21 protein-coding genes are annotated in these 20,768 nt (G+C 54.3%); 15 read left to right on the forward strand and 6 right to left on the reverse strand.

Going from position 1 to position 20,768, the window contains the following annotated elements; all coding sequences use genetic code 11:
• Window positions 1-2: 2 nt before the first annotated feature.
• Entirely contained in the window at window positions 3-605 is a 603-nt protein-coding gene (locus NST04_RS28185) for a hypothetical protein (protein ID WP_341187211.1), read from the reverse strand.
• 111 nt (window positions 606-716) lie between these two features.
• Window positions 717-1,391, reverse strand: coding sequence for a sensor domain-containing protein (locus tag NST04_RS28190; RefSeq protein ID WP_341187212.1), 675 nt, complete (start codon window positions 1,389-1,391; stop codon window positions 717-719).
• Window positions 1,392-1,603: 212 nt separating this feature from the next.
• Here NST04_RS28190 and NST04_RS28195 point away from each other — a divergent pair, with 212 nt between their 5' ends.
• From NST04_RS28195 to NST04_RS28205, 3 genes are all read left to right on the forward strand, one after another.
• Window positions 1,604-2,296 (forward strand): copper homeostasis protein CutC, encoded by a 693-nt coding sequence (locus tag NST04_RS28195; RefSeq protein WP_341187213.1) that lies wholly within the window; start codon window positions 1,604-1,606, stop codon window positions 2,294-2,296.
• A 239-nt stretch (window positions 2,297-2,535) separates the two neighbouring features.
• Complete coding sequence (locus NST04_RS28200) at window positions 2,536-3,591, forward strand: SPFH domain-containing protein (protein ID WP_341187214.1); 1,056 nt, start codon at window positions 2,536-2,538, stop codon at window positions 3,589-3,591.
• Window positions 3,588-4,571 (forward strand): sugar kinase, encoded by a 984-nt coding sequence (locus NST04_RS28205; RefSeq protein ID WP_341187215.1) that lies wholly within the window; start codon window positions 3,588-3,590, stop codon window positions 4,569-4,571. The genes NST04_RS28200 and NST04_RS28205 overlap by 4 nt, the downstream gene beginning before the upstream one ends.
• 101 nt (window positions 4,572-4,672) lie before the next feature.
• Here the strand turns inward: NST04_RS28205 and NST04_RS28210 are convergent, their stop codons facing one another.
• Window positions 4,673-5,164, reverse strand: a complete 492-nt coding sequence (locus NST04_RS28210) for a hypothetical protein (RefSeq protein ID WP_341187216.1) — start codon at window positions 5,162-5,164, stop codon at window positions 4,673-4,675.
• Window positions 5,165-5,420: 256 nt separating this feature from the next.
• Here NST04_RS28210 and NST04_RS28215 point away from each other — a divergent pair, with 256 nt between their 5' ends.
• From NST04_RS28215 to NST04_RS28245, 7 genes are all read left to right on the forward strand, one after another.
• A complete protein-coding gene (locus tag NST04_RS28215; protein ID WP_341187217.1) occupies window positions 5,421-6,326 on the forward strand; it encodes a L,D-transpeptidase family protein in 906 nt (301 codons plus the stop codon).
• A gap of 153 nt (window positions 6,327-6,479) precedes the next feature.
• Entirely contained in the window at window positions 6,480-7,052 is a 573-nt protein-coding gene (locus NST04_RS28220; RefSeq protein ID WP_341187218.1) for a hypothetical protein, read from the forward strand.
• Between the two features lie 4 nt (window positions 7,053-7,056).
• Window positions 7,057-7,626, forward strand: coding sequence for an RDD family protein (locus tag NST04_RS28225; RefSeq protein ID WP_341187219.1), 570 nt, complete (start codon window positions 7,057-7,059; stop codon window positions 7,624-7,626).
• A gap of 119 nt (window positions 7,627-7,745) precedes the next feature.
• Window positions 7,746-8,498 (forward strand): DUF4309 domain-containing protein, encoded by a 753-nt coding sequence (locus tag NST04_RS28230; protein ID WP_341187220.1) that lies wholly within the window; start codon window positions 7,746-7,748, stop codon window positions 8,496-8,498.
• A 255-nt stretch (window positions 8,499-8,753) separates the two neighbouring features.
• Window positions 8,754-9,908 (forward strand): winged helix-turn-helix domain-containing protein, encoded by a 1,155-nt coding sequence (locus NST04_RS28235; protein WP_341187221.1) that lies wholly within the window; start codon window positions 8,754-8,756, stop codon window positions 9,906-9,908.
• 79 nt (window positions 9,909-9,987) lie between these two features.
• Window positions 9,988-11,271, forward strand: a complete 1,284-nt coding sequence (locus NST04_RS28240; RefSeq protein ID WP_341187222.1) for an MFS transporter — start codon at window positions 9,988-9,990, stop codon at window positions 11,269-11,271.
• 48 nt (window positions 11,272-11,319) lie between these two features.
• On the forward strand, window positions 11,320-11,895 hold the full coding sequence (locus NST04_RS28245) for a histidine phosphatase family protein (protein ID WP_341187223.1): 576 nt from the start codon (window positions 11,320-11,322) through the stop codon (window positions 11,893-11,895).
• A gap of 293 nt (window positions 11,896-12,188) precedes the next feature.
• On the opposite strand, the gene NST04_RS28250 is transcribed toward NST04_RS28245, so the two are convergent.
• The 3 genes from NST04_RS28250 to NST04_RS28260 all read right to left on the reverse strand — a co-directional run bounded on the left by NST04_RS28250 (window position 12,189) and on the right by NST04_RS28260 (window position 14,872).
• Window positions 12,189-12,968: a TatD family hydrolase gene (locus tag NST04_RS28250; protein ID WP_341187224.1), complete on the reverse strand. Its 780-nt coding sequence runs from the start codon at window positions 12,966-12,968 to the stop codon at window positions 12,189-12,191.
• Between the two features lie 26 nt (window positions 12,969-12,994).
• Entirely contained in the window at window positions 12,995-14,119 is a 1,125-nt protein-coding gene (locus NST04_RS28255) for a stalk domain-containing protein (RefSeq protein ID WP_341187225.1), read from the reverse strand.
• Window positions 14,120-14,296: 177 nt separating this feature from the next.
• Window positions 14,297-14,872, reverse strand: a complete 576-nt coding sequence (locus NST04_RS28260; protein ID WP_341187226.1) for a TetR/AcrR family transcriptional regulator — start codon at window positions 14,870-14,872, stop codon at window positions 14,297-14,299.
• A gap of 151 nt (window positions 14,873-15,023) precedes the next feature.
• On the opposite strand from NST04_RS28260, the gene NST04_RS28265 reads away from it, so the two are divergent.
• The 5 genes from NST04_RS28265 to alr all read left to right on the forward strand — a co-directional run bounded on the left by NST04_RS28265 (window position 15,024) and on the right by alr (window position 20,666).
• Window positions 15,024-16,244: an MFS transporter gene (locus tag NST04_RS28265; protein ID WP_341187227.1), complete on the forward strand. Its 1,221-nt coding sequence runs from the start codon at window positions 15,024-15,026 to the stop codon at window positions 16,242-16,244.
• 218 nt (window positions 16,245-16,462) lie between these two features.
• Window positions 16,463-17,002 (forward strand): sigma-70 family RNA polymerase sigma factor, encoded by a 540-nt coding sequence (locus NST04_RS28270; protein ID WP_341187228.1) that lies wholly within the window; start codon window positions 16,463-16,465, stop codon window positions 17,000-17,002.
• On the forward strand, window positions 16,999-17,913 hold the full coding sequence (locus NST04_RS28275) for a DUF4367 domain-containing protein (RefSeq protein ID WP_341187229.1): 915 nt from the start codon (window positions 16,999-17,001) through the stop codon (window positions 17,911-17,913). Before NST04_RS28270 ends, NST04_RS28275 begins: the two co-directional genes overlap by 4 nt.
• A gap of 308 nt (window positions 17,914-18,221) precedes the next feature.
• On the forward strand, window positions 18,222-19,304 hold the full coding sequence (locus NST04_RS28280) for a LolA family protein (RefSeq protein ID WP_341187230.1): 1,083 nt from the start codon (window positions 18,222-18,224) through the stop codon (window positions 19,302-19,304).
• Window positions 19,305-19,484: 180 nt separating this feature from the next.
• Complete coding sequence (alr, locus tag NST04_RS28285; RefSeq protein WP_341187231.1) at window positions 19,485-20,666, forward strand: alanine racemase; 1,182 nt, start codon at window positions 19,485-19,487, stop codon at window positions 20,664-20,666.
• Window positions 20,667-20,768 lie beyond the last annotated feature (102 nt).

The raw sequence follows: 20,768 nt of genomic DNA on the forward strand, positions 1-20,768 counted from the left end.
CCTTATGCAGAGACGATGTCGCGTATTCTCTCATGTACCTGCTGCGCCTCCAGCAAGGCTGCGGAATATTGCAGATCTGTTTTGCGGGCCGGCAGGCGCGGCGGGAGAAAAGGAATGGATACCACAGGCGTATCTCCGCTGCTAAAATAGATTCTGAGCGTCAGCTCGCGGATCTCTTCGGCAGGACTGCCGCCCTGGACAGGCTCTGTGAAGTCATAGCTTGCGGCGGCACCTGCCCGTATTCTCGGTGCACTGGTGGTAATCCGGCTGGTCTTGCTGACCTTGCTGAACGTCAGGGCATTCTCGACAATCTCTGCTCCAACGATGGTATCGAACGTATACAGGGTGGCTGTCGTCGGCTCCGGCTTCCCCGGATGCAGCAGCCCGATGGCGAGCGCCTGGCCTTCTTCGTCCAGGGCAATCAGATGGGATTCGTCCGGAGTAATGAACCGCTGGGGGAATTTCAGGCTGAAGGCGGACAGGGCATGGGTAGCCCCGCTGTGTCCCGCAGCCCTGGGACGGGAGAGTCTGTACTGAAGAACCGCAGCCAACAGCAGGAGAGACACGCCAAGCACAGCAAACAGATACACCAGGATCATGAGCACTGAACCGCCTCCTCACAAGGTTGTGCGGGCTGCCCTTCCTGCAAACACTTCGGGCACAACCCGCTTCGTAAGCTTTGGCAAGTGAACTATTAATAGATATGCAGGAAGAGATCAGGTATGTATGACTTCAAACGGGGTACTGCAGGAATTCACAGAGGTTCCTGAGACTGCGCTGATCCAGGCCGCGTACAGACGCCCAAGACCCACAAGCAGCAGCGGCAGAAGCAGCAGCAGTACAAATCCGGTTCCGCATAGAATCCATGAGCGTTCATCTGAGGTTGTGCCGGACAGGAAGAAGAAGACCTCGGGGTCCAGCATATTCAGATCATAGGAGAATACCGATGAGCTGATTCGCTGAGCCACAGGTGACAGAAGAGCGCTGAAGGCCACCGCAGGCAGGACCAGCGCAAGCGTGAAGCCCAGAATCCCTGCGGGCAGCTGGAGGAGGCTGTACAGGATTCCCCGGTACGACTCCCTGTCACGGAGCTGGTGTCCTAATGTCCGCAGTCCTTCCCAGCGGAAGGCGGGGGCATGATCCGCTATAACAGCGGGCTTCCCGGTTCCCCGTCGGCTGTTGCCGCTGGACCAGGCTTCAACGGTTTTGTGTTCATTGGACATCATGCTGCGGCACCAGGCCAAGGTCAGGGCCAGCAGTGGCAGCCCCACCCACACAATAATCAGAGGCAGGCTCGCACTCAGACCTGTAACAGCAATGACGAAAGCAATGATTCCTTTGGGCAGGGAGAGCATTAGTAGTTTCCACGCGTGTATACTTTGTCTTATCATTCAGGGCGCTCCATTCCGGATTTCCAAATTTCAACTTCTTCAGTATAGAGGCTTCATCCCGAGAACACACTCTCCAAAAGGCGGGAAAAATCCTGGTCTCTGGTCCAGTACTGACATAGTCAGGAATCTCCCTGTTATTTACTAGGTTTATCATTATACTAAAGTAAAGCGGTTTACAAGGAATACGACCATGAAGGGGAGTGTAGCAATTTATGCTGTTAGAGGTTATAGCAACTACAGTAAATGATGCGGTCATAGCGGAGCGTTATGGTGCTGACCGGATTGAACTGGTCACTGGCATCCGGGAGGGCGGATTAACGCCCAGTCTGGGCCTGATTGAAGCGGTCCGGGAGCAGGTTAGCATTCCGGTAAGAGTGATGGTAAGGCCGCATGCACGCTCCTTCGTGTACGATGCACCCGATGTGGAGACCATGCTGCGCGATATCCGCCATATAGCCGGGGTAGGCGGGCTGTCCGTGGTGATGGGGATGCTCCGGGAGGACCGGACGATAGATGAAGAACTGCTGAGCCGGCTATTGGAGCAGACGGCGGGGATGGAGGTTACCTTCCACCGTGCGTTCGATGAGGTGCAGGACCAGCTTGAAGCTCTTGAGGTTCTTAAGCGGTATCCGCAGATTACCGATATTCTGACCTCCGGCGGGACTGCTGCTGCCAATACGCCTGGCGGTATGGTAAGACTTGCTGTACTGGAACGGCTGTCTGCCGGTTCTTCGCTCTCCATCCTGGCAGGCAGCGGCCTGAATGCCGCAGACCTGAAGGACTTCGTTACGCGGACCGGTGTCCGCCGGGTGCATTTTGGTTCGGCAGTCCGGGAGGACGGCGACCCGCTGAAGCCGGTAGACCCGGAGCGGCTCGCAGCCATCCGTACGCTTCTCAAGCCCTAGACAGGAAGAACAATCCTGAAGGTACGGATAGAATTGAATACAGATGCTGCCATCTTCAGGGCGGCATTTTTTTTGTTTATTTTGTTAATAACATATTGATAATATCAGTAAGGCCTGCTATGATGTTGTTAATAACAAATTAATAATAACAATAAGTAAATAACTATCTTCTGATTCTGAGATCTGAATTCTGCTCAGTAACCCAAGTGACTCACAATAAACCCTAGGAGGTAATGACCATGTTCGGATTCCGGTTCGTGAAATTTCAGCCCAGTGATTATGTGCTTAAGGTGAAGAATGGCAAGGTGGTGCGTGAAGGGGTCGGGCTTTCTTTTCATTATTATGCGCCGACGACTTCGGTGGTTGTGGTGCCTGTCTCCTCGATAGATGTTCCATTCATGTTCGAAGAAATTACGGCGGACTATCAGACGGTAACCGTCCAGGGACAGCTGACCTACCGGATTGCCGATTACCGCAAGACCACCCAGATCCTCAACTACACCTATAATCTCAAAAAGAACACCTATCTCTCCGACGATCCGCACAAGCTGGCTCAGCGGGTAATTAATATCGCCAAGGTCCTGACCAAGAAGCAGCTCGGGCAGCTCCCGCTGAAGGAGGCGATCCAGTCGAGTGAACGTCTGGCCAAGATGATTACCCATGAAATCGGCCAGAGTGCGGAGATTGAGAAGCTGGGCATAGAGCTGATGGGCTTGTCCATTCTGGCGATTGTACCGAATAAGGAGACGCTGCGGGCCTTGGAAGCGCAGGCCAGGGAGGAGATGCTCCGTAATGCAGATAACGCGCTCTATGAGCGGCGTAACGCTTCGATTGAACAGGAGCGGCGGGTGAAAGAGAATGAGCTGAATACGGAGATTGCCGTTCAGACGAAGAAGCGGCAGATGCGTGAGGCGCTGCTTGACTCTGACCGTTCGGCGAAGCAGAAGCAGAATGAGATGAAGGAAGAGCAGCTGATTTTTGATACGGAGCTGGAAGAGAAGAAGCAGGCGCTGATTGAGCTGGCCATAGCGAATAAGAGAGCCGAAGCGGATGCCAAGGCTTACGAGCTGACGGCGGTAATGAATTCGCTGCAAAATGTATCGCCTAACGTCCTGCAGGCGCTGACGAATGTCGGCATGAACCCGGATAAGCTGATTGCCATCGCCTTCCAGGAGCTGGCGGAGAATGCCGGGAAGATCGGCCAGCTTAACATTACGCCGGATCTGCTCCAGGGAATCATGGCCGGTTCGTATGGCGGAGGGAACAATGCGGCAAAGGGAGGCAATGAACGATGAGCAGCCGGGGATCGGAGAACAAAATTATACTGATCAAGCGGAAGACACGCCTGGAGGAGCTGGTGGTCCGCTACAATACGATCCAGCAGGCCCAGTTCTATATTGAACGGCTGGGTGCCGATTTCAGCGACTACTTAAGCGAGGATTTCCAATACCGCAAAGCGGTGGAGACCGCAGTGACCGAGCTTAGCGCCATAGGCCGGCTCCAGGTGCTGGAGCGGCAGCATGTGCCGAACTTCATCTTCGGGGCTGAGGATACCGTAGTGGTTCTGGGCCAGGACGGTCTGGTCGCCAACACGCTGAAATACCTTCAGGAGCAGCCGCTGATCGGGGTGAATCCTGATCCGCTGCGCTGGGATGGCGTGCTGCTGCCCTTCAGGGTCAAGGAGGTGCGGCAAGTGGTGAGTGAGGTGCTGCGCGCCCAGCGCCAGGTCCGTGAGGTTACCCTTGCCAAGGTGGAGCTGAATGACGGCCAGAGCCTGTACGGGGTGAACGATCTGTTCATCGGCCGCCGGACCCATGTCTCAGCCCGGTATCAGCTGGAGCTGAACGGGCAGCTGGAGCAGCAGTCCTCCAGCGGCATCATTGTCTCGACGGGCCTGGGCTCCACGGGCTGGCTCAAGAGTGTGCTTGCCGGAGCCGCAGGAATCGTCAGCCGTGCCGCACAAATGCAGCATGCAGAGGCTGAACGGACAGCCCGGGTGTCTGCGGAGATTGCCGCAGTCAGCACGGGCAGCGGGCTGGCCTGGAACCATCCTGAGCTGTATTTCACCGTGCGGGAGCCTTTTCCAAGCCGGACGACTTCAGCGGAGCTGGTATTCGGGAGAATCAGCAGCAGTCTGCCGCTGCGCATCACCTCGCAGATGCCGGAGGACGGCGTGATCTTCAGCGATGGAGTGGAGAGCGATTATCTGGAATTCAACTCCGGGGTGGAAGCGACGGTTGGACTGGCGGAGAAGACCGGCAGGCTGGTAGTCTAGACGAACACGAAGCTCGGACCGTCAACGCCGGGTACGCCAAAAGGGTTCTCTCAGCTTCCGCTGCTGCGGTCTGAGAGAACCCTTTTTACCAATATACGCTCTTACTGGAAGCTTCGTCCCTGGTTCATTGGAGCGTTATAGGAGGAGCCAGCGGACATAGGTGTCTGCATTGGCGTATGCATCGGCTGGTGGTTGATTCCGGCGTTATACCCCCCCATTCCTGTATTGTGGCTCTGACCCATTGGCTGGTTCTGTCCCATAGAATGCATGAGTCCCATCTGGTTCCCGGAATTGAAGCTTGGAATGCTTGTATGGGTATTGAAGCCGGAAGTCTGCGGGTACTGCTCCATTGATCTGACCGACTGCGAGATCTGCTGCAGCTGCTGCATCGCGGTCTGATGGCCCTGCAGCGCCTGCTGGATCATCTGAATGGCCTTGCTGTTATGCTGGCTAAGCTCCTGGAGCTTGGCGGCATCCTGCTGCTCCTGCTGAAGAAGCTGCTGGTAATTCTGCGTTCCCTGCTGGGTCTGTGCCATCAGCTGCTGAACGATTTGCTCGCATTCCCGGATCTGTGCAGATGAGTTGATATTCACTTTAATTGGCCTCCTTGAGATGGGTGTTATGGTCATGCGGGCTTATTATCTCTGATGGGACTGGCGAATATTCATGCTTCGGTGTGCAAGGAAGGCGCTACTGCCTAGAACGGTTACAATATTGCAAACGTTGCGTCACTCCGGGCGGGACGAGTTGATAAGAATAGGTACAGGCTGCTCTGCAACTATTGCGGCAAATGAACGTCTATTAGAAAAGGCAATCCAGAATCATCCATAACCCGGAGGTGGGGCAACTATGAGTCAGCGTGAACAGGCAAGCCGGTTTCAAACCTATTTTCCTAAAAGCATCGCACTAACACTGGTGTTTGTAATGCTTTTGACCGCATGCTTCACAGGATCTGCGCAAGCGGCATCGTCTTCCTCAGATCTGATCATTGTGAACAAAAAAACGAACAAACTCGCCTATTACAGCGAGGGCAAGCTGGTGAAGATTTTTCCGGTCGCTACCGGCAAAACGAAAAGCCTGACGCCTGAAGGCAGCTTCAAGATGGTGGTCAAAATCAAGAATAGACCCTACTACAAGGAGAAGATTCCCGGAGGCGATCCGGCCAATCCGCTGGGGGACCGCTGGCTGGGGCTGGAAGTAAATGATACTTACGGCACGACCTACGCCATTCACGGCAACAACAATGAATCTTCTATCGGTAAATATGTCAGCGCCGGATGCATCCGCATGCACAATGACGATATTCACTGGCTGTATCCGAAGATTGCGAAGAACACCCGGGTCATCATTACAACCTCCGGGCTTGAGATGGCGGCCATTGCCGAGAAGAACGGCTACCGTCTGGGATCTACAATGATTGCGGGAGCTTTTGTCAAGGGCGGGGAAAAGCTGCAAGTGAAGAATTCCTTCCTGCTGGAGGATTCGCGGGTGTATATTCCACTGAGTGAATCCGTGAAGCTGCTGGGCGGAAGCCTGATGCAGGAGGCGGGAACCGGAGCGCTTATCATCACAATAGGCAAGAATACAGCAGTTCACAAGCCGCTTAGCACGAAAGCCAAAGTGAACGGCAAAACAGTGGAGATGCTAGCCTCTAAAAGTGTAGACGGCCGCCTGTACATTCCGCTGGGCAGCTTAACGCCGCTGTTCGGCCTGCCGTTCACCTGGAACGCTAAAGAGGGAGCAGTGAAGCTGTAAAGCAGCAGGATACTGCTGCACCAGCCAAGGATTATCCAACCAAGATGCCGCCATACACTGCGGCCCCAGAAGCCAGCCAATCGATTATTGATGGGCTGGCTTCAATGTTTAACCGGGTGGAGTAGAGTGACAGGATACATAGAGAATAGTAATATGAGAGAGATTTGTTATATTCTTGATCTTCCAGGGGAGGGACTGAAGATTAGAGTACGGATTATAGGCGGCTGCGGGAGCGGGAAGACATATATCGCCCGGAAATTAGCTCAAAGTTACGGAATTCCGTGCTATGAAACGGATAATTTTGTCTGGGATCGCAGGGACAATACCAAGAACGCCCCGGAGGTACGGGATGCCAAGCTCGCGGAAGCTATGGAGGCGGAGTCGTGGATTATTGAGGGAGTACATTATCAGTGGGGAACAGAAAGCTTCCGGCAAGCGGATCTGATTTTCCTGATTCAGCCTAAGGCTTATGTACAGGATGCCCGGGTCATCCGCAGGTTCATGAAGACCAGGCTGGGGCTGGAGCAGGGAAATTATAAGCAGTCGTTCAAGTATCTCCGGATCATGCTGCTGGAATGGAACCGCAGCTTCAGGAGGGAGAGTATTCCTGCAATCATGGCATTAACTGAGGAGTATCAGGCTAAGCGGATCATCGTGCAGCAGAATCTTGAGATTTTGCAGCATGTGGGCAGGGTTGTGGAGGGGAAGAGTGCGCTGGAGGGGTGAAAGTATGGAGCCATGGATCGAGGAAGAACTTAATTTATACGATTTTGTAGGCTTTTGGAAAAGAGTACTGATTAATTTCATCGATTTCCTGATTCTTGTTTTTCCAACCTACTTGCTGGAGCGGATTTCCGTTTCTCTTGCAGAATCGGCAGGGTCAGCGTTCCCGCTTTTTGTACAGTTTGTACTGCTTATGGCGTTCAATGTATTTATGGTTGTCCAATACGGAGGCACGCCGGGCAGGCTGCTTTTGAGGGCAAGAATCGTTGATGAGAATGGAAGATATCCGGTGCTCAAGCAGGCTTTGATTAGGGATAGCTTTATTATTGTTAACAGCTTCCTGGCAGTGATTGTGGGTCTGAATACCGAGGCGTTGTCCTCCATCCCAAGCAGTCTCGTGAACTGGAGTCCGCTTGCGGCGGATTTGAATGCTTTTATTGGCTGGGTTGTGGTGTTGGATTGCCTATTCATCGTATTTACCCCGCGTAAGCGGGCGCTGCATGATCTGATGGCCCGTACTTATGTGGTGAACAAAACAGCGCTGGACCGTGATCAGACAGGGAAATTCATAGCATAAGGCTACGCGTATAATACCTGGATCAGGGGTCTGCGCCTGCAACCTTTGTTACAGGCGCTTCGTCATAGGGTACAGTTTAGACAAAAGAGGATGTTTCCCTTAACGAAGGAGATGGCAGCATGACTACATCAATAAGAAGAGTCGCCGGTATTCTTATCCTTGGGGCGATGCTCAGCCTTACAGCCTGTAATTCCGGCAAAACGGAACCGTCGCCTAACAATACGCCTGCGGTTACAGCGACTGCGCAGCCAGGGGATAACGCTTCATCGGCAGCAGAAGGCGCGCAGGTAAGCGAATCCGGCACAGATGAGGGCGCTGCTGCAGGGGCAGAGCCTGTAACTGCAGGCCCTGAAGCCGCCGCCGGAGCCACATCAGAGTCTACGGTCACTGAAGCCGCAGGGGCTGAGGCAGATACCGTAGCTCCCGCCACCCCGCAAGAACGGAGCAAACAGCTGAAGGAGCTGCTGGAGCTTGCCAAGCAGGGCAAGGTGCCGGGCGTTGAATATGCTGCGCATACCGGACTTATTGATGAGGTGGAAGCCGCGTGGGGAGAGCCGGACCTCAAGGAATCGGCAGGCAAAGGGATCTATTCCACCTATTCGGGCAAGCAGGTGGTAATCGGCTTCAATAAGGGCAGCAAGATTTTCGATGTGCGCTCCAGCGCCCCGGACCTGCGTAACCTGACACTGGAACAGATTGAAGAAGTACTCGGCAAGCCGGATGCTACCACCGTGAATGGCGAGCATAACATCTATATTTATCAGGCCAACAAGCAGTATCAGCTCAAATTCATCATCCCGGAATCCACAGGAACGGTAGATCATATCTCGGTGTTCTCGGAGCAGGACTCCATTAATAATATGGCAGGCTAGTCAGCTCAGAGCATCTTAGAGCACCTATGCATCCCCTTGCAGCGGCAACTGCAGGGGGATTTTTCCGTTTACAGGCATGTAATCGAAAAACCGATCACAATGGGACCACCAGAAGGCGGCACCTAGGCCAAATGTAATCGAAAACCGCTGGCGAGTGAGCCAGCCCGCCTTAACCAGTTGGGAGTACTTAAATAAAGTCAACGCATGATGTATACTTTCTCTTATGAAAGAAATCAGAAGAAATGAGGCACGGCCATGCATCTGGAGCTGAACGCAAGTGAATATAAGGTATCCGCCGGAGGATTAACGGTAGAGCTGCTGCCCAAGGAGTTCGCACTGCTGCAGTTTCTGTACCGTAACCGGGGGCGGACCTTCAGCCGCGAGCAGCTGCTGGATAAAGTGTGGCCGATGGAGTACCCGGTGGAGCGGACGGTGGACGATCATATCTACAGGCTGCGTAAGAAGCTGAGGCCGTTAGGCGGGATCGACATTAAGACGATTCGCGGCTTCGGCTACAGTCTGACCATTCCCGGCAGCCTTGCGGGCGTGGCGGTGAATCCGGCATCGCATGATTCTGGGCTGCGCGATACCATGCGTGAGGTCTTCTCGAAATTTCATGTGTACGGCCAGGGCAAATCGATACTGACTTTGGCCCGCCAGCAGGACATCCTTGGTTATGAGCTGGACCCGCATTATGCGATGGTTGTTCATTTCGTGCAGGGAGATCTGGAGTGGCTGATTCATACGGACGAGATTCCGCTGAAGGACCGGCTCTTTTACCTCAATCTGTTCTACTTCTTCATTGGCAATCCCAAGGAGAAGGTGGAGTACGCCGAACGTCTTATTGAGCGGAATTTGCTGAATCCGCCAGAGCAGCTGGAGCTGGAGATTCTGACGATGCTGGACTTGTACACCCTTTCCGGGCAGCCGGAGCTAGCGCTGGAACGCCTGAAACGTACTTACCAGGTTATCGCAGGACCCGGGTTCGAGAACTTCATACCCGTCACGATGATTACGGAGCTGTTCATCCATCTTACCGCGGGTGCTGGAGAGGAAGAGCTGGAACGGATGGATGAAGCCGTCAGCAAGATCCTGCAGGATAAGCCGTTTTTGCGCGAGATTGGCAGTTATAAGGTAGTAAAAGGACTTTGGGCACTGCGCCGGGAACAATGGGCGGAAGGGGACAAGCTGATTCAGGAGGGACTACAGGTGATGGAGATGTCCGGCTTCATTCCGCTGCGGCTCTACTCGATCTACCGGATTCACCATTTCTGCCGTATGTTCCTGGCGGGAAGCCCTTTGGACCGCAAATATGAGGAACTGTTCACTACAGGGCTTGAAGCCTGCGGCCTGACCCGGCTGGAGCAGACGCTTGAGGATCTGTTGCTGGGGCTGCTGGAAGCCCTCTGATATTTCTCTGACAATCCTCCGTTATCTTAGGATCATAGATGGATCATCTAAGATTATAGGTAACCTGGAGGAATGTGAGATGGAGCTTTCAACCAAGCAGGGAACAAGCCTGCTGCATAACAAAACGTACATGCGGGTCTATACCGCATTCGCCACCGCAAGCTTCGGCGACTGGTTCGACGCGCTGGCCATTCAGGTGCTAGTCGGCTACCGCTGGCAGGCCAGCCCGCTAATGCTGGCGCTCATTCCGGTAACGCTGGCGCTGCCGAGTATTCTGCTCGGGTCGGTTGCCGGCGCAGCCGCTGACCGGATGAACAAGCTGAAGCTGATGCGTACCTGCGACCTGCTGACCGCGCTGCTGACCCTGCTGGTGCTGTTCGCGCCGAACATGGTCTGGCTGCTGCCGCTGCTGGCACTGCGCTCTGCGCTGTCTACGCTGAATATGCCGGCCCAGCAGTCCCTGACCCGCAGTCTGGTCCGGGAGGATCAGCTGCTGCAAGCCTCGTCTATGAACGGACTGGTCAACCAGGGCTCCAAAATCGCCGGTCCCTTACTCGGAGGTTTGGCGCTCGCCTTCCTTACGCCGCAGTGGTGTATCCTGCTGAATGCACTGCTGCGCGGCTGCTCTTATCTGCTGCTGTTGTCTGTCAAGTATATCCGCCAGGATGAAGCAGACAGCAAGCATTCTGAAGCGCAGGAAGGCAAGCTGACGCTGCTCAAAATGTGGCAGGAAGGCTGGACCTTCCTGCTGCGCAGCCGGCTGCTGCTGACGGCGATGTTGTTCGGACTCACCGGAGCACTGGTCATTCAGGTAGTTGATTTTCAGTTCACCAGTCTGTTCCGGATCTTCGCACCGGAGCGCGAATCGTTGCTGGGCTGGATGGTTGCCGCCACGGGAGTAGGGGCTGTGCTAATCATTCTGATCCTGAACAAGCTGAAATCCGAAGGCGGGTATGGCTGGAAGCTGGGGACCGGGTATGTGCTGATTGGCGGGTCAATTGCGGCGCTCGGTCTGCTTCAGCCGGGGACGTCGATGCTGTGGGTGCTGCTCTTCGGGTTTGTGCTGGGGACCGGCAACGGCATGTTTATGGTTACGTTCAATTATTGCCTGCAAAAAGAAACCCCGCCGCACATGACCGGCCGCATCTTCGGCATCCAGAATACCGTACTCAGCGCGGTAATGATTGTAGCGCCTTTGCTGGGCGGTGTGCTGGTACAGTATGCGGGTCCGGCCCGTATTTTTGTCAACATCGGCTTGCTGCTGTTGATTTTAGGGGCTGCGGGGCTGCTGCTTCAGCGCCAGCTCTGGCCGGTGGCGGGGTCTGCACCGGAAGCCGCTCAGCCAGCGGTAGAGAGTAGCTAAGATGGTTAACGGATCACTAATTTCTGTATGGATGATCAGGAGGAGCTTATGACAACTTATATCTACATGGTGAGGCACGGGGACTCGCTTCGTACTGGGGTGGATGAATGGACGCGCGGCCTGTCGCCCAAGGGGGAAGAGGATGCCCTGCGGGTCACCGAATGCCTGAAGGATGAAGGGATAGATGTGATGTACAGCAGCCCGTATATCCGGGCGGTCAATACAATTGCGGATTTGGCGGATAAGCTGGAGCAGGAAATCATTCTGATCGATGATCTGCGGGAAAAGGTCTGGATGGAGGGCGAACAGCAGCTGCCGGATGAGGAACTATATCAAGTGCTACAGAAGATGTACACCGACCCGGATTACGCCCTGCCGGGCGGGGAATCGAACCGGGAATGCCAGACGCGGGCGGTGAAGGCACTGCAGGATATTCTGCGGACCCATGCCGGGAAAAGAGTGGCCATCGGCACCCACGGCATGGTGATGTCCTTGATGCTGGGCTATTTCTCCCCTGGATATGGCCTGGACTTCCTGATGCAGACAACGAAGCCGGATATCTATGTCATGGAGTTCAAAGAGGATAAAGTATCGGTCCGGCGGATGCCTATTCAAGCAGGCTAACAGTCAGGATCATCCGGTAGGGAGGATAGAAAGATGATTCGGGGATAGTTGTATTCTATACATTTAAAAACAGCCAAAGGGAAGGATTTCCTCTTCTAACTGTTGTTTGTACAACTAAATTTGCCCGAGTGGGCGAGATCCCGGATAATGAGGCATTTTAAATGTATCAAATACAACTAAATGGTTGTTCGGCGGTAAATCAAACGATTTAGGTGTACGGAATACACTTAAGTATATAGCTTGCACCTTAATCAGGTCTGATGTTCTACTTAAGCAGAACATCAGACCTATACCTATAGCCCATAGAATCGCACCGTATTCGCCGTCAGCTTCGCTCTGGCTTCGGTAACAGAATACCCGTGCAGCGCGCCCCAGGCGGCAGCAACGTCATGGACCATAGCCGGATGGGTGGTGCGCCCGGCGAACGGTCCTTCAAACGGCCATGGGCCGTCCGTCTCTGCCATGACCAGCTCCGGCGGATAACGGCGTGCCAGGTCCTGAATCTCCGGTTCATAGAGGATATCGGGAGTGAAGGAAATGTAGTAACCCCGGCTAATCATCCGGTCAACGGTAGCAGCGGGACCCTTGAACCAGTGAAAATGAGCCTGCGTAAGGCCATGCTGTTCCAGCAGATCGCATACGGTCCACGCATCCTCATAGACAGCATGCAGTATGACCGGCTTGGCTAATTGGGCGGCCAAGCCCAGAAGTCTGCCCAGCAGGCCGAGATAGGGCTCCATCTCCCAGTCTTCACCGCGTGCGGCAGCTTCGGCGCGGGAGTAGTAGGGGAGGCCGATTTCACCAATAGCGGCCATACGGTCCGCATGGCCGGTAATCCATTTCAGCAGCACGTTCAGTTCTTCCTCCGTAGGCAGCGCCTGCTCTGGATGGAAGCCATACGCAGGCTTCACGAGGCCCGGATAGCTGGCTGCTAACTCCAGGGTTCGCTTGCTCGAAGCGAGATTCATCGAGACGGCGATCAGCGACTCGATGCCCTGCTCCGGCAGTCCCTCCAGCATGGAGGATAAAACCTTGTCCTCATATTGGTCAAGATGAATATGGGCATCAATCATTGCAAGCCTCTCCTTCCGGCAGCGGATTATTTCTCCACAATGGCTTCACCCCGTTCATGCGGCTCAAAAGCAATAGACCCCAGCTCCATCCCCGTCTTGCCTGCCTTATACTCCAGCTTCAGGGTACCGACACTCTCGGTCATGCCGACCATTAAGCTGGTATCTGCGAGCAGTTTGTTATTCTCTACTGAGTAGTAGGTCACTGCGCCAATAGCTGCTTTGCTGCCGAAATACTTAAGGCCGTCCTCAGCCCGGTCCGGGAGTCTGAGCGTCACCTTAGAGGGAACGGGTCCTGTAAGCTCAAGCTTCAGCAGGACATCAGCCTTATCCAGCGAAATACTGGAGGAGACTACAGCGGAGGCCGCTTTGTCCGCAGCAGGCACCGATATTTCCTTCCACTGTTCCGGCTTAACCACATGAACCTCCTGTGCAACCAGCGAGGTACCGGTACCCAGGGTGAACACAACCGTGATCTCCGGTTTGCCGTCCGAATCTACATCGGCGTAGAAGAGCTGAGGCGGGTGCGAGTAGTCCCTGGATACGGTCCAGTTGAAGCTTTGCTTTTTCCCGTTCACTTCAAGAATGAACCCTTTGTAGGTATTGCCGTCCTTGAGCGCAGCGTACAGCTTCACCTTGGAATTATTCTCTGCAACGGCAAGGGGAGCTGCGGGTACTCTGACGGTAGTGCTAAGACTGCCTGGGGTAACAGTAACCCGGCTTCCTCCCGGATTCAGCTCTGTAACTGCTCCCGTAAGGGAGTCCAAAGTAGCCGCCGCGATATACACACGGCCTGCCTTTAGTAACACAGGAGAGTCCAGCTCTTCCTGATATCCTCCGTCCGTTTGTGTATAAGTCACTTGCACGGAAGCGCTGCCGGGTGTAAGAATCGTCTTGTCCCAGCTTGTGGACAGGGTGAGCTGCTTGAGGGTGTTGTTCCATTGCAGCTCCATCGAATAGAACTCCAGCAGCGTGCGGGCCGGAACATACAAGATGCCGCCGGAATGGAAGGGCGCAGCATAGGGGAGAACGGCTTGTCCGTCCACAACAAGGGATAGAGGGGCAGCAGCAGAATGGGCAATATCTATAGATGAACCCGCCGCATGGCCTGCGAGGAGCAGGGCAATAGCGGCAGCGGTAATTAATTTTTTCATAAGATAACCTCCGGAGTCTGGAAATTCCAATCTCTTGTATTATAAATGAAAAACTCCGCCTGCGGGTCACGTTCTGTTAACAAAGATAAGACAAGCCTGTTACAGCCCTAGCCCATACTGTTTTGTGCCTAGCCGGCTACACCTTGACATACCTTATATAGTAGTCTTACAGGAACCTCAAGCCTCAAGCGCCTGAAGGGCAAGTGAGACCAGGGCTCTGACGGAGTCTTCGTCCAAGTTTCCTCCGGTCAGCAGCAACCGGTAAAAAATAGGGCCGTAGATCAAATCGATACAACTCCCGATATCGAGTCCCTGCTTCAGTTCCCCCCGGGCAATTCCACGTTCGAACAGCTTCCAGGCCTCCTGGCGGCGCGGGCCGAAATATCTGCTCCGGTACGCCTCCGCCAGTCCGGCATCGGACTGCCCTTCACCGATTAGCTCCGTAATGACTTTACCTTCCCGGCTGGTGAGGAACTGAGCGAGTGTTCCTGCATGAATCAGAATGTCCTCTTTGGCGGAACCGGTATCGGGGATCGGTAGTCTGGCGTTAGCAGCGTACAGATATCCGTCCATCACAACCGCCGCTTTATTCGGCCACCATTTATAGATCGTTGCCTTACTGACCTGGGCCTGCTCCGCGATCTTCTCCACGGTAACTGCGCTGAAGCCGGTCTCCAGCAATAATTCATATGAAGCGTTCAGAATAGCGTTCTTGGCCTCGGTGTTGCGCGGACGGCCTCTTTTTTTCTCCATGGTGATTCCTCCTGACAGTGCTGGTTCAACTCTAATTGGAGTATACCATAAAACTGCCTATTTACAATACTGAACGTTTAGTATATTATTTGGTCATGGTAATTAGTGAACTGGATGTTCAGTATTTAAAAAATGGAAGGTGGAGTTTCAAATGAAGGCTGGAGTTCCAGTGCAACAACAAGCAGGTTCCCCTGAAGCCGTAAAGGCTGTTCCAGGCTGGATCACTTTTCTGCTGGCCGTATCCTGCGGACTGATCGTAGCGAATCTTTATTATACCCAGACGCTGGTTGGGCCCATCGGGCAGGCGATTCATCTGTCGGCCGGAGCGACAGGGCTAATTGTTACCCTGACGCAGATCGGTTACGTAGCCGGACTGCTGTTCATTGTCCCGCTCAGCGATATTATTGAGAACCGCCGGCTGACGGTGATGTCGCTGATTCTGGTTGTGGCCGCCCTGGTGCTATCCGTCCTGGCACCGAATGCACCGCTGTTCCTGGCCGCATCCTTGCTGATCGGACTGGGCTCGGTAGCGGCGCAGGTCCTGGTGCCCTATGCCTCCTATCTGGCCACAGAGGAAGATCGCGGCCGCGTAGTAGGCAATGTAATGAGCGGACTGCTGCTGGGCATTATGTTCGCCCGCCCGGTCGCCAGCTTCATGGCCGGATTATGGGGCTGGAAATCCATCTTCATCGTTTCGGCTATCGTGACTGCGCTGCTGACGTTGTTACTATCCCGTGTTCTGCCCGCCCGGAAGCCCGCTCCCGGCTTGAGTTACGGACAATTACTCCGCTCTCTGGGCCAATTGCTCACGCACACGCCGGTACTGCGGCGCCGCGCTCTATACCAGGCCAGCCTGTTCGGCGCGTTCAGTCTGTTCTGGACGACCGTTCCCTTGCACCTGTCCAGTGAGTTTCATCTGTCGCAGCAAGGAATCGCCCTGTTTGCCCTAGCTGGGGTGGGCGGAGCTGTAGCCGCGCCGATTGCGGGACGACTGGCTGACAAGGGCTGGACCCGGTTGCTGACCGGTCTTGGCATTTCGCTTGCTGCGGTATCCTTCATTCTGGCTTATGTGCTCCGGGATGATTCCAATCTTACCCTCGGCCTGCTGGTGCTGACGGCGATTCTGCTCGATATGAGCGTGTCCGGCAATCTGGTCTTGGGACAACGGGCGATCTATTCACTGGGCAATGAGACCCGGGGGCGGCTGAACGGCTTGTTCATGGCGATTTTCTTCATTGGAGGCGCCGTAGGATCATCACTCGGGGGCTGGGCCTACGCTTACGGCGGCTGGAGTCTGACAACCCTAATCGGGCTGGCACTGCCAGTGCTGGCGCTGATCTACTTTTTGACCGGGAAGAAGGAGCAAGCTTGAGAAAAGGAGCCTTGCCGCGTTCAGCAATAATCCGCATAGCCAGTAATTCCTAAAAAAACTACAGTAGGCAGGGGAGCTTCGATCCTCTGTCTTTTTTTGTGCCTGCATATGTAATGGATTCGATAGATAGAGCGTATTAGCTCATGTAAATTACTTGGCCAAGTAGAATCTTCCTGGAAAGGAGTGCCACAAGGATGCAAGAGCGCGCATTGCTGCCTTTGATACATGATAGAGTTCCTGCTCATATAGAGACAGAGCTTGAGTTTGCAGCAGTTTTTGAAGCCTATTATAAACGGATATTCAACTATATCGCCTACCGGGTGAACTGCCGTTACACCGCAGAGGATCTGGCCAGCCAGGTGTTCGAGAAGACGCTGTCCAAGCTGCCCGGTTACTCCCCGGAGAAAGCGCCGCTTGAGGTGTGGCTGTTCGCCATTGCCCGCAACGTTGTGAATGATTATTACCGGAGCCGCGCGCGGCAGCGCTTCTTCTCACTGGACAGTATCCGGGAGCTGGTGTCTGGCAAAAAAGAGCCGGAGACGCTCATCCTCGGCAGAGAGCGCAGCGATAGGCTGCAGGTGGCGCTGGACACGCTCAGCCCGAAGGAACGTAACCTCATCGCCCTGAAGTTCGGGGCGGATCTGAAGAATACGGAGATTGCCCGGATTACCGGAATCTCGGAGAGCAATGTCGGAGTCATTCTCTATCGCAGCATGCGAAAATTGAAATCCGAAATAGGGAGTGTGGAAGAGCTATGAGCAAGAAGAAGAAGGCGGTGCAGCCGGATTTTACGGAGCAGGAGATTCAGGAGCTAGGGGGTTATCTGGCAAGCCAGGACTTCTCCAGGGAGTCCGATCCGGCGGCGGTTCTCCGCCAGGTGAGAAGCCGCTCCATTCAGAGACAACAGGAGGATGATAGTATGAAGAACAACCAACGGATCAGACGTCCGGTGATGATTGCAGCTTCCCTGCTGGTGGCAGCCGTGGTGAGCGTGTCTTTCGTGAGACCTTCTTTCGCGGAAGAAATACTGGAACGTGTGCTGAAGTCCGTCCATCTGGACAACATCGAGGTCGCTCAGATGGACGGAAGCCACCCTAAGGAGTTCCCGGCGGCCTGGAAGGGCAAGATATTTGACCAGGACGGTAATCCGGTGACCTCGTTGAACCCCATGCCTGAAGCCATCTTCAATGCAGCCGGGGAGGCCATCGTCAATTTCGACGGGGATAAGCTGATTACCCTGAGCGGGCAGGAGCAGCTTGACAAGGAAGCGTCAGAGCAGAAGTTTACCGTCAAGGAGGCAGCGAAGCTGGATCAATACGCCCTTTTCAAGGTAAAGCTGCCGGAATACCTGCCTGAGGGCTTTGCCTTTGACCACGGGGAGTTCTATAAGGATGAGGAGGGCGTAAGCGGGCAGATTGTTGAGCTGTTCTTTGGCAGCAAGGATAAGACTAAGCGAATCTGGATGCAGCTGCGCCTGGCCAATGAGGAGAATGCCTTTTCAATGGCAACTGACGACAAGGTGGAGCAGGTGAAGCTTAAGGGGACGGATGCGGTTCTGGTCGGTGGCAGAAGCCTGGACTGGGAAGCGAACGGCGTGATGTACGGCCTCAGCACCCGCGGCCTGGACCGGGCTGAGGTGCTGAAGATCGCAGAGTCGATTAACTGGTAAGCCGTTAAGCAACAGATAAGGGACAGGTACGAGCATAGATAGGCATAGGATCAATCAGAGCACCAGACTGCAACCCCGGAGCGTGGCGGGGAGTGCGGGCTGGTGCTTTTTGAAATGGTGTTTCTACTATAGAAGGGGAAATAAGAGGAACCATACATAGATTGTTAGATTCGTGGGGGACAGGAGCGGATTCGCGGCTGGAATAACACTTCTCTTCATGCTTGTCATGCCCGTCTGCATATTGAGGCCAAGTCCTTCATAGACATGTACTAATCAATGCATTCAAAACAGGTTAAGGGGATGATGTCATGCGCCGGATAACATGGGTACTCGCGATCATTATGAGCGTGGCCTTAGTATTGGCGGGGTGCGGGAAGAAGGATTCCGCCTCTGTGGTCAAGGATCTGAATCAAGTGTCTGACAAGCTGGAGAGCAAGCAGGGAGCTTATCAGGGCTCAGGCACGATGACCTTGTACACCGGGGAGCAGCCGCAGGATTACAAGGTGGAGGTATGGTATAAGAATCCATCGTATTACCGGATCAGCCTGTCGAACGTCCAGAAGGACGTGAAGCAGATTGTGCTGCGCAATGATGAGGGCGTATTCGTTCTGACCCCAAGCCTGGGCAAAAGCTTCCGCTTCCAGAGCGACTGGCCGGACAGCCAGGGTCAGGTGTATCTGTACCAGACGCTGCTGAAGGGGATTGTCTCCGACAACAACCGGCAGTTCGTGGAGGACGGGGATAATTATGTGTTCGAGGTCGCTGCCAACTATCAGAGCAGTGCGCTGGTCCGCCAGAAGATCTGGCTGAACAAAAAGACCTATGAGCCGAAGCAGGTACAGGTATCGGATTCCGAAGCCAAGGTTGTGGTGAATGTGACCTTCGACAGCTTCAAGTTCGATCCGGAATTCACAGCAGACTCCTTCGATATGCAGAAGAATATGGCAGCCGGCAGCCCTTCCGAGAACACGATGGCGGAAGTGGATCAGGATGGCAATCCGGTGGTCTCTGAAGATGGTGAACAGACCGGTGAGCCGGTTACGGCCGAGCTGGGCGACTTCGGGATCATTGAGCCGGCTTACATTCCGGCCGGTGTGAAGCTGAAGGACACCAATAAGATTGAAGGCAGCAAGGACCATGCGGTGCTGATCCGCTATGACGGCGTCTACCAGTATACGATTATGGAAGCCCGTCCGCTGGACCGTGCGGTGTCGCTGGCTCCCGGAACACTGGTCGATCTGGGCTTCACGGCAGGCCTGCTTAGCGGGGATGAGCAGCAGACGCTGACCTGGATGAGCGAAGGTGTAGAGTACCGGATTACAAGCGCAAATCTGCCAGTTCCAGAAATGATGCAAATAGCCGCTTCTATGGAGGAACAATCGGGTAAATAAAAATCAGTGGGCGGATACTGCGCAAGGTGGGAATCATTCCTCTACCCGCGGTATCCGTTTTTTGCCTACACCTGCTCACATTGACAGCGGCCTTCACGAGCATTACCATTGGCAGTAAGACTTCTGATCTGTGCGAACAAGGCAGAGATGTTTTACTACAATGTAAGAAGGTGACCTGAAGTGAAGGCAAGCTATCGGCCGACAGCAGCCGAGATTAACCTGGATGATTTGCGTGCCAACTACGAAGCTTTACGCGGCGTATTGCCGCAGGAGACCAAGTTCATGGGATGCGTCAAAGGAAATGCGTATGGACATGGAGCAGTGGAGGTGACGCGGGAGCTGGAGCGGCTTGGAGCAGATTACGTCAGTGTTGCTTTTCTGGATGAGGCATTGGAGCTGCGTCAGGCGGGAATACTACTTCCTATCCTGGTGCTGGGCTATACTTCACCGGAGGGCATTGCCGTAGCCTGGGAGAACAATATTACCGTTACACTGTTCACACCGGAGGTACTGGAAGCGGTTAGCGCCCTTCCTGCAGAGAAGGAGCACCGGCTGAAGGTACACATCAAGATTGACAGCGGAATGGGAAGACTGGGATTATTGCCGGAGGATGCGCCCGCATTCATCGCTGAGGTGCATGCGGTGGCACAGGCGGAGCTTGAAGGCATGTTCACCCATTTTGCCAGAGCAGACGAACACAATAAAAGCTATACACTAATGCAGCACCGACGTTTCATGAGCGTGGCGGAGGCGCTTCGGGACATGAACATTACCATCCCGATCATACATACGGGCAATAGCGCTACGGCCATTGATACACCTCTACTATCCATTAACATGGTGCGTGTAGGCATAAGCTTGTACGGATTCTACCCCTCGGCTGAGGTGAACCGCGAGCTGGTGGCCTTGCACCCGGTAATGACGCTGAAGACGCAGGCTGTATATGTCAAAACCCTGCCGCCTGACTCAGGCATCAGCTACGGCACCCGGTACTTCACGGCAGGCGATGAGATCATCGCTACGCTCCCCGTGGGGTACGCTGACGGATATTCCCGCATGCTAACAGGCAAAGCGGAGGTGCTAATACGCGGACGCCGCGTTCCTGTCGTCGGAACAATCTGCATGGACCAGTGTATGGTATCACTCAAATCTTTCGCTCTTGAAGCGGAACAAATCAAAGCAGGCGAAGAGGTTGTACTCATCGGCCGCCAGGGCACCGAGTCGATCACGGCAGATGAACTGGCGCTCCATTTAGGGACGATCCACTACGAAGTAATCTGTATGCTGGCTCACCGGGTACCGCGCGTGTATGTACGCCAAGGTATGTTACCCAACCTCGTCAATCCCTTGCTGCAAGCCTAATACCCTGACCAGATACCTAGTACAGGAACTGAATATAAGGAACGTACCGTGTAGAGCTTGTGACTTATAGTCTATACGAACCGCCATTTCTAGTTTATAATG

The sequence above is a fragment of the Paenibacillus sp. FSL H7-0756 genome (assembly GCF_038006765.1).
Classification (GTDB): domain Bacteria; phylum Bacillota; class Bacilli; order Paenibacillales; family Paenibacillaceae; genus Paenibacillus_AQ.

Excerpts from the sequence above, each read along its gene's own strand:
- NST04_RS28215 (WP_341187217.1), top strand. The coding sequence starts at position 5,421 with ATGAGTCAGCGTGAACAGGCAAGCCGGTTTCAAACCTATTTTCCTAAA.
- NST04_RS28235 (WP_341187221.1), top strand. The coding sequence starts at position 8,754 with ATGCATCTGGAGCTGAACGCAAGTGAATATAAGGTATCCGCCGGAGGA.
- NST04_RS28245 (WP_341187223.1), top strand. The coding sequence starts at position 11,320 with ATGACAACTTATATCTACATGGTGAGGCACGGGGACTCGCTTCGTACT.
- NST04_RS28195 (WP_341187213.1), top strand. The coding sequence starts at position 1,604 with ATGCTGTTAGAGGTTATAGCAACTACAGTAAATGATGCGGTCATAGCG.
- NST04_RS28240 (WP_341187222.1), top strand. The coding sequence starts at position 9,988 with ATGGAGCTTTCAACCAAGCAGGGAACAAGCCTGCTGCATAACAAAACG.
- NST04_RS28265 (WP_341187227.1), top strand. The coding sequence starts at position 15,024 with ATGAAGGCTGGAGTTCCAGTGCAACAACAAGCAGGTTCCCCTGAAGCC.
- NST04_RS28190 (WP_341187212.1), bottom strand. The coding sequence starts at position 1,391 with ATGATAAGACAAAGTATACACGCGTGGAAACTACTAATGCTCTCCCTG.
- NST04_RS28220 (WP_341187218.1), top strand. The coding sequence starts at position 6,480 with ATGAGAGAGATTTGTTATATTCTTGATCTTCCAGGGGAGGGACTGAAG.
- NST04_RS28205 (WP_341187215.1), top strand. The coding sequence starts at position 3,588 with ATGAGCAGCCGGGGATCGGAGAACAAAATTATACTGATCAAGCGGAAG.
- NST04_RS28255 (WP_341187225.1), bottom strand. The coding sequence starts at position 14,119 with ATGAAAAAATTAATTACCGCTGCCGCTATTGCCCTGCTCCTCGCAGGC.
- NST04_RS28280 (WP_341187230.1), top strand. The coding sequence starts at position 18,222 with ATGCGCCGGATAACATGGGTACTCGCGATCATTATGAGCGTGGCCTTA.
- NST04_RS28225 (WP_341187219.1), top strand. The coding sequence starts at position 7,057 with ATGGAGCCATGGATCGAGGAAGAACTTAATTTATACGATTTTGTAGGC.
- NST04_RS28200 (WP_341187214.1), top strand. The coding sequence starts at position 2,536 with ATGTTCGGATTCCGGTTCGTGAAATTTCAGCCCAGTGATTATGTGCTT.
- NST04_RS28260 (WP_341187226.1), bottom strand. The coding sequence starts at position 14,872 with ATGGAGAAAAAAAGAGGCCGTCCGCGCAACACCGAGGCCAAGAACGCT.
- NST04_RS28275 (WP_341187229.1), top strand. The coding sequence starts at position 16,999 with ATGAGCAAGAAGAAGAAGGCGGTGCAGCCGGATTTTACGGAGCAGGAG.
- NST04_RS28230 (WP_341187220.1), top strand. The coding sequence starts at position 7,746 with ATGACTACATCAATAAGAAGAGTCGCCGGTATTCTTATCCTTGGGGCG.
- NST04_RS28250 (WP_341187224.1), bottom strand. The coding sequence starts at position 12,968 with ATGATTGATGCCCATATTCATCTTGACCAATATGAGGACAAGGTTTTA.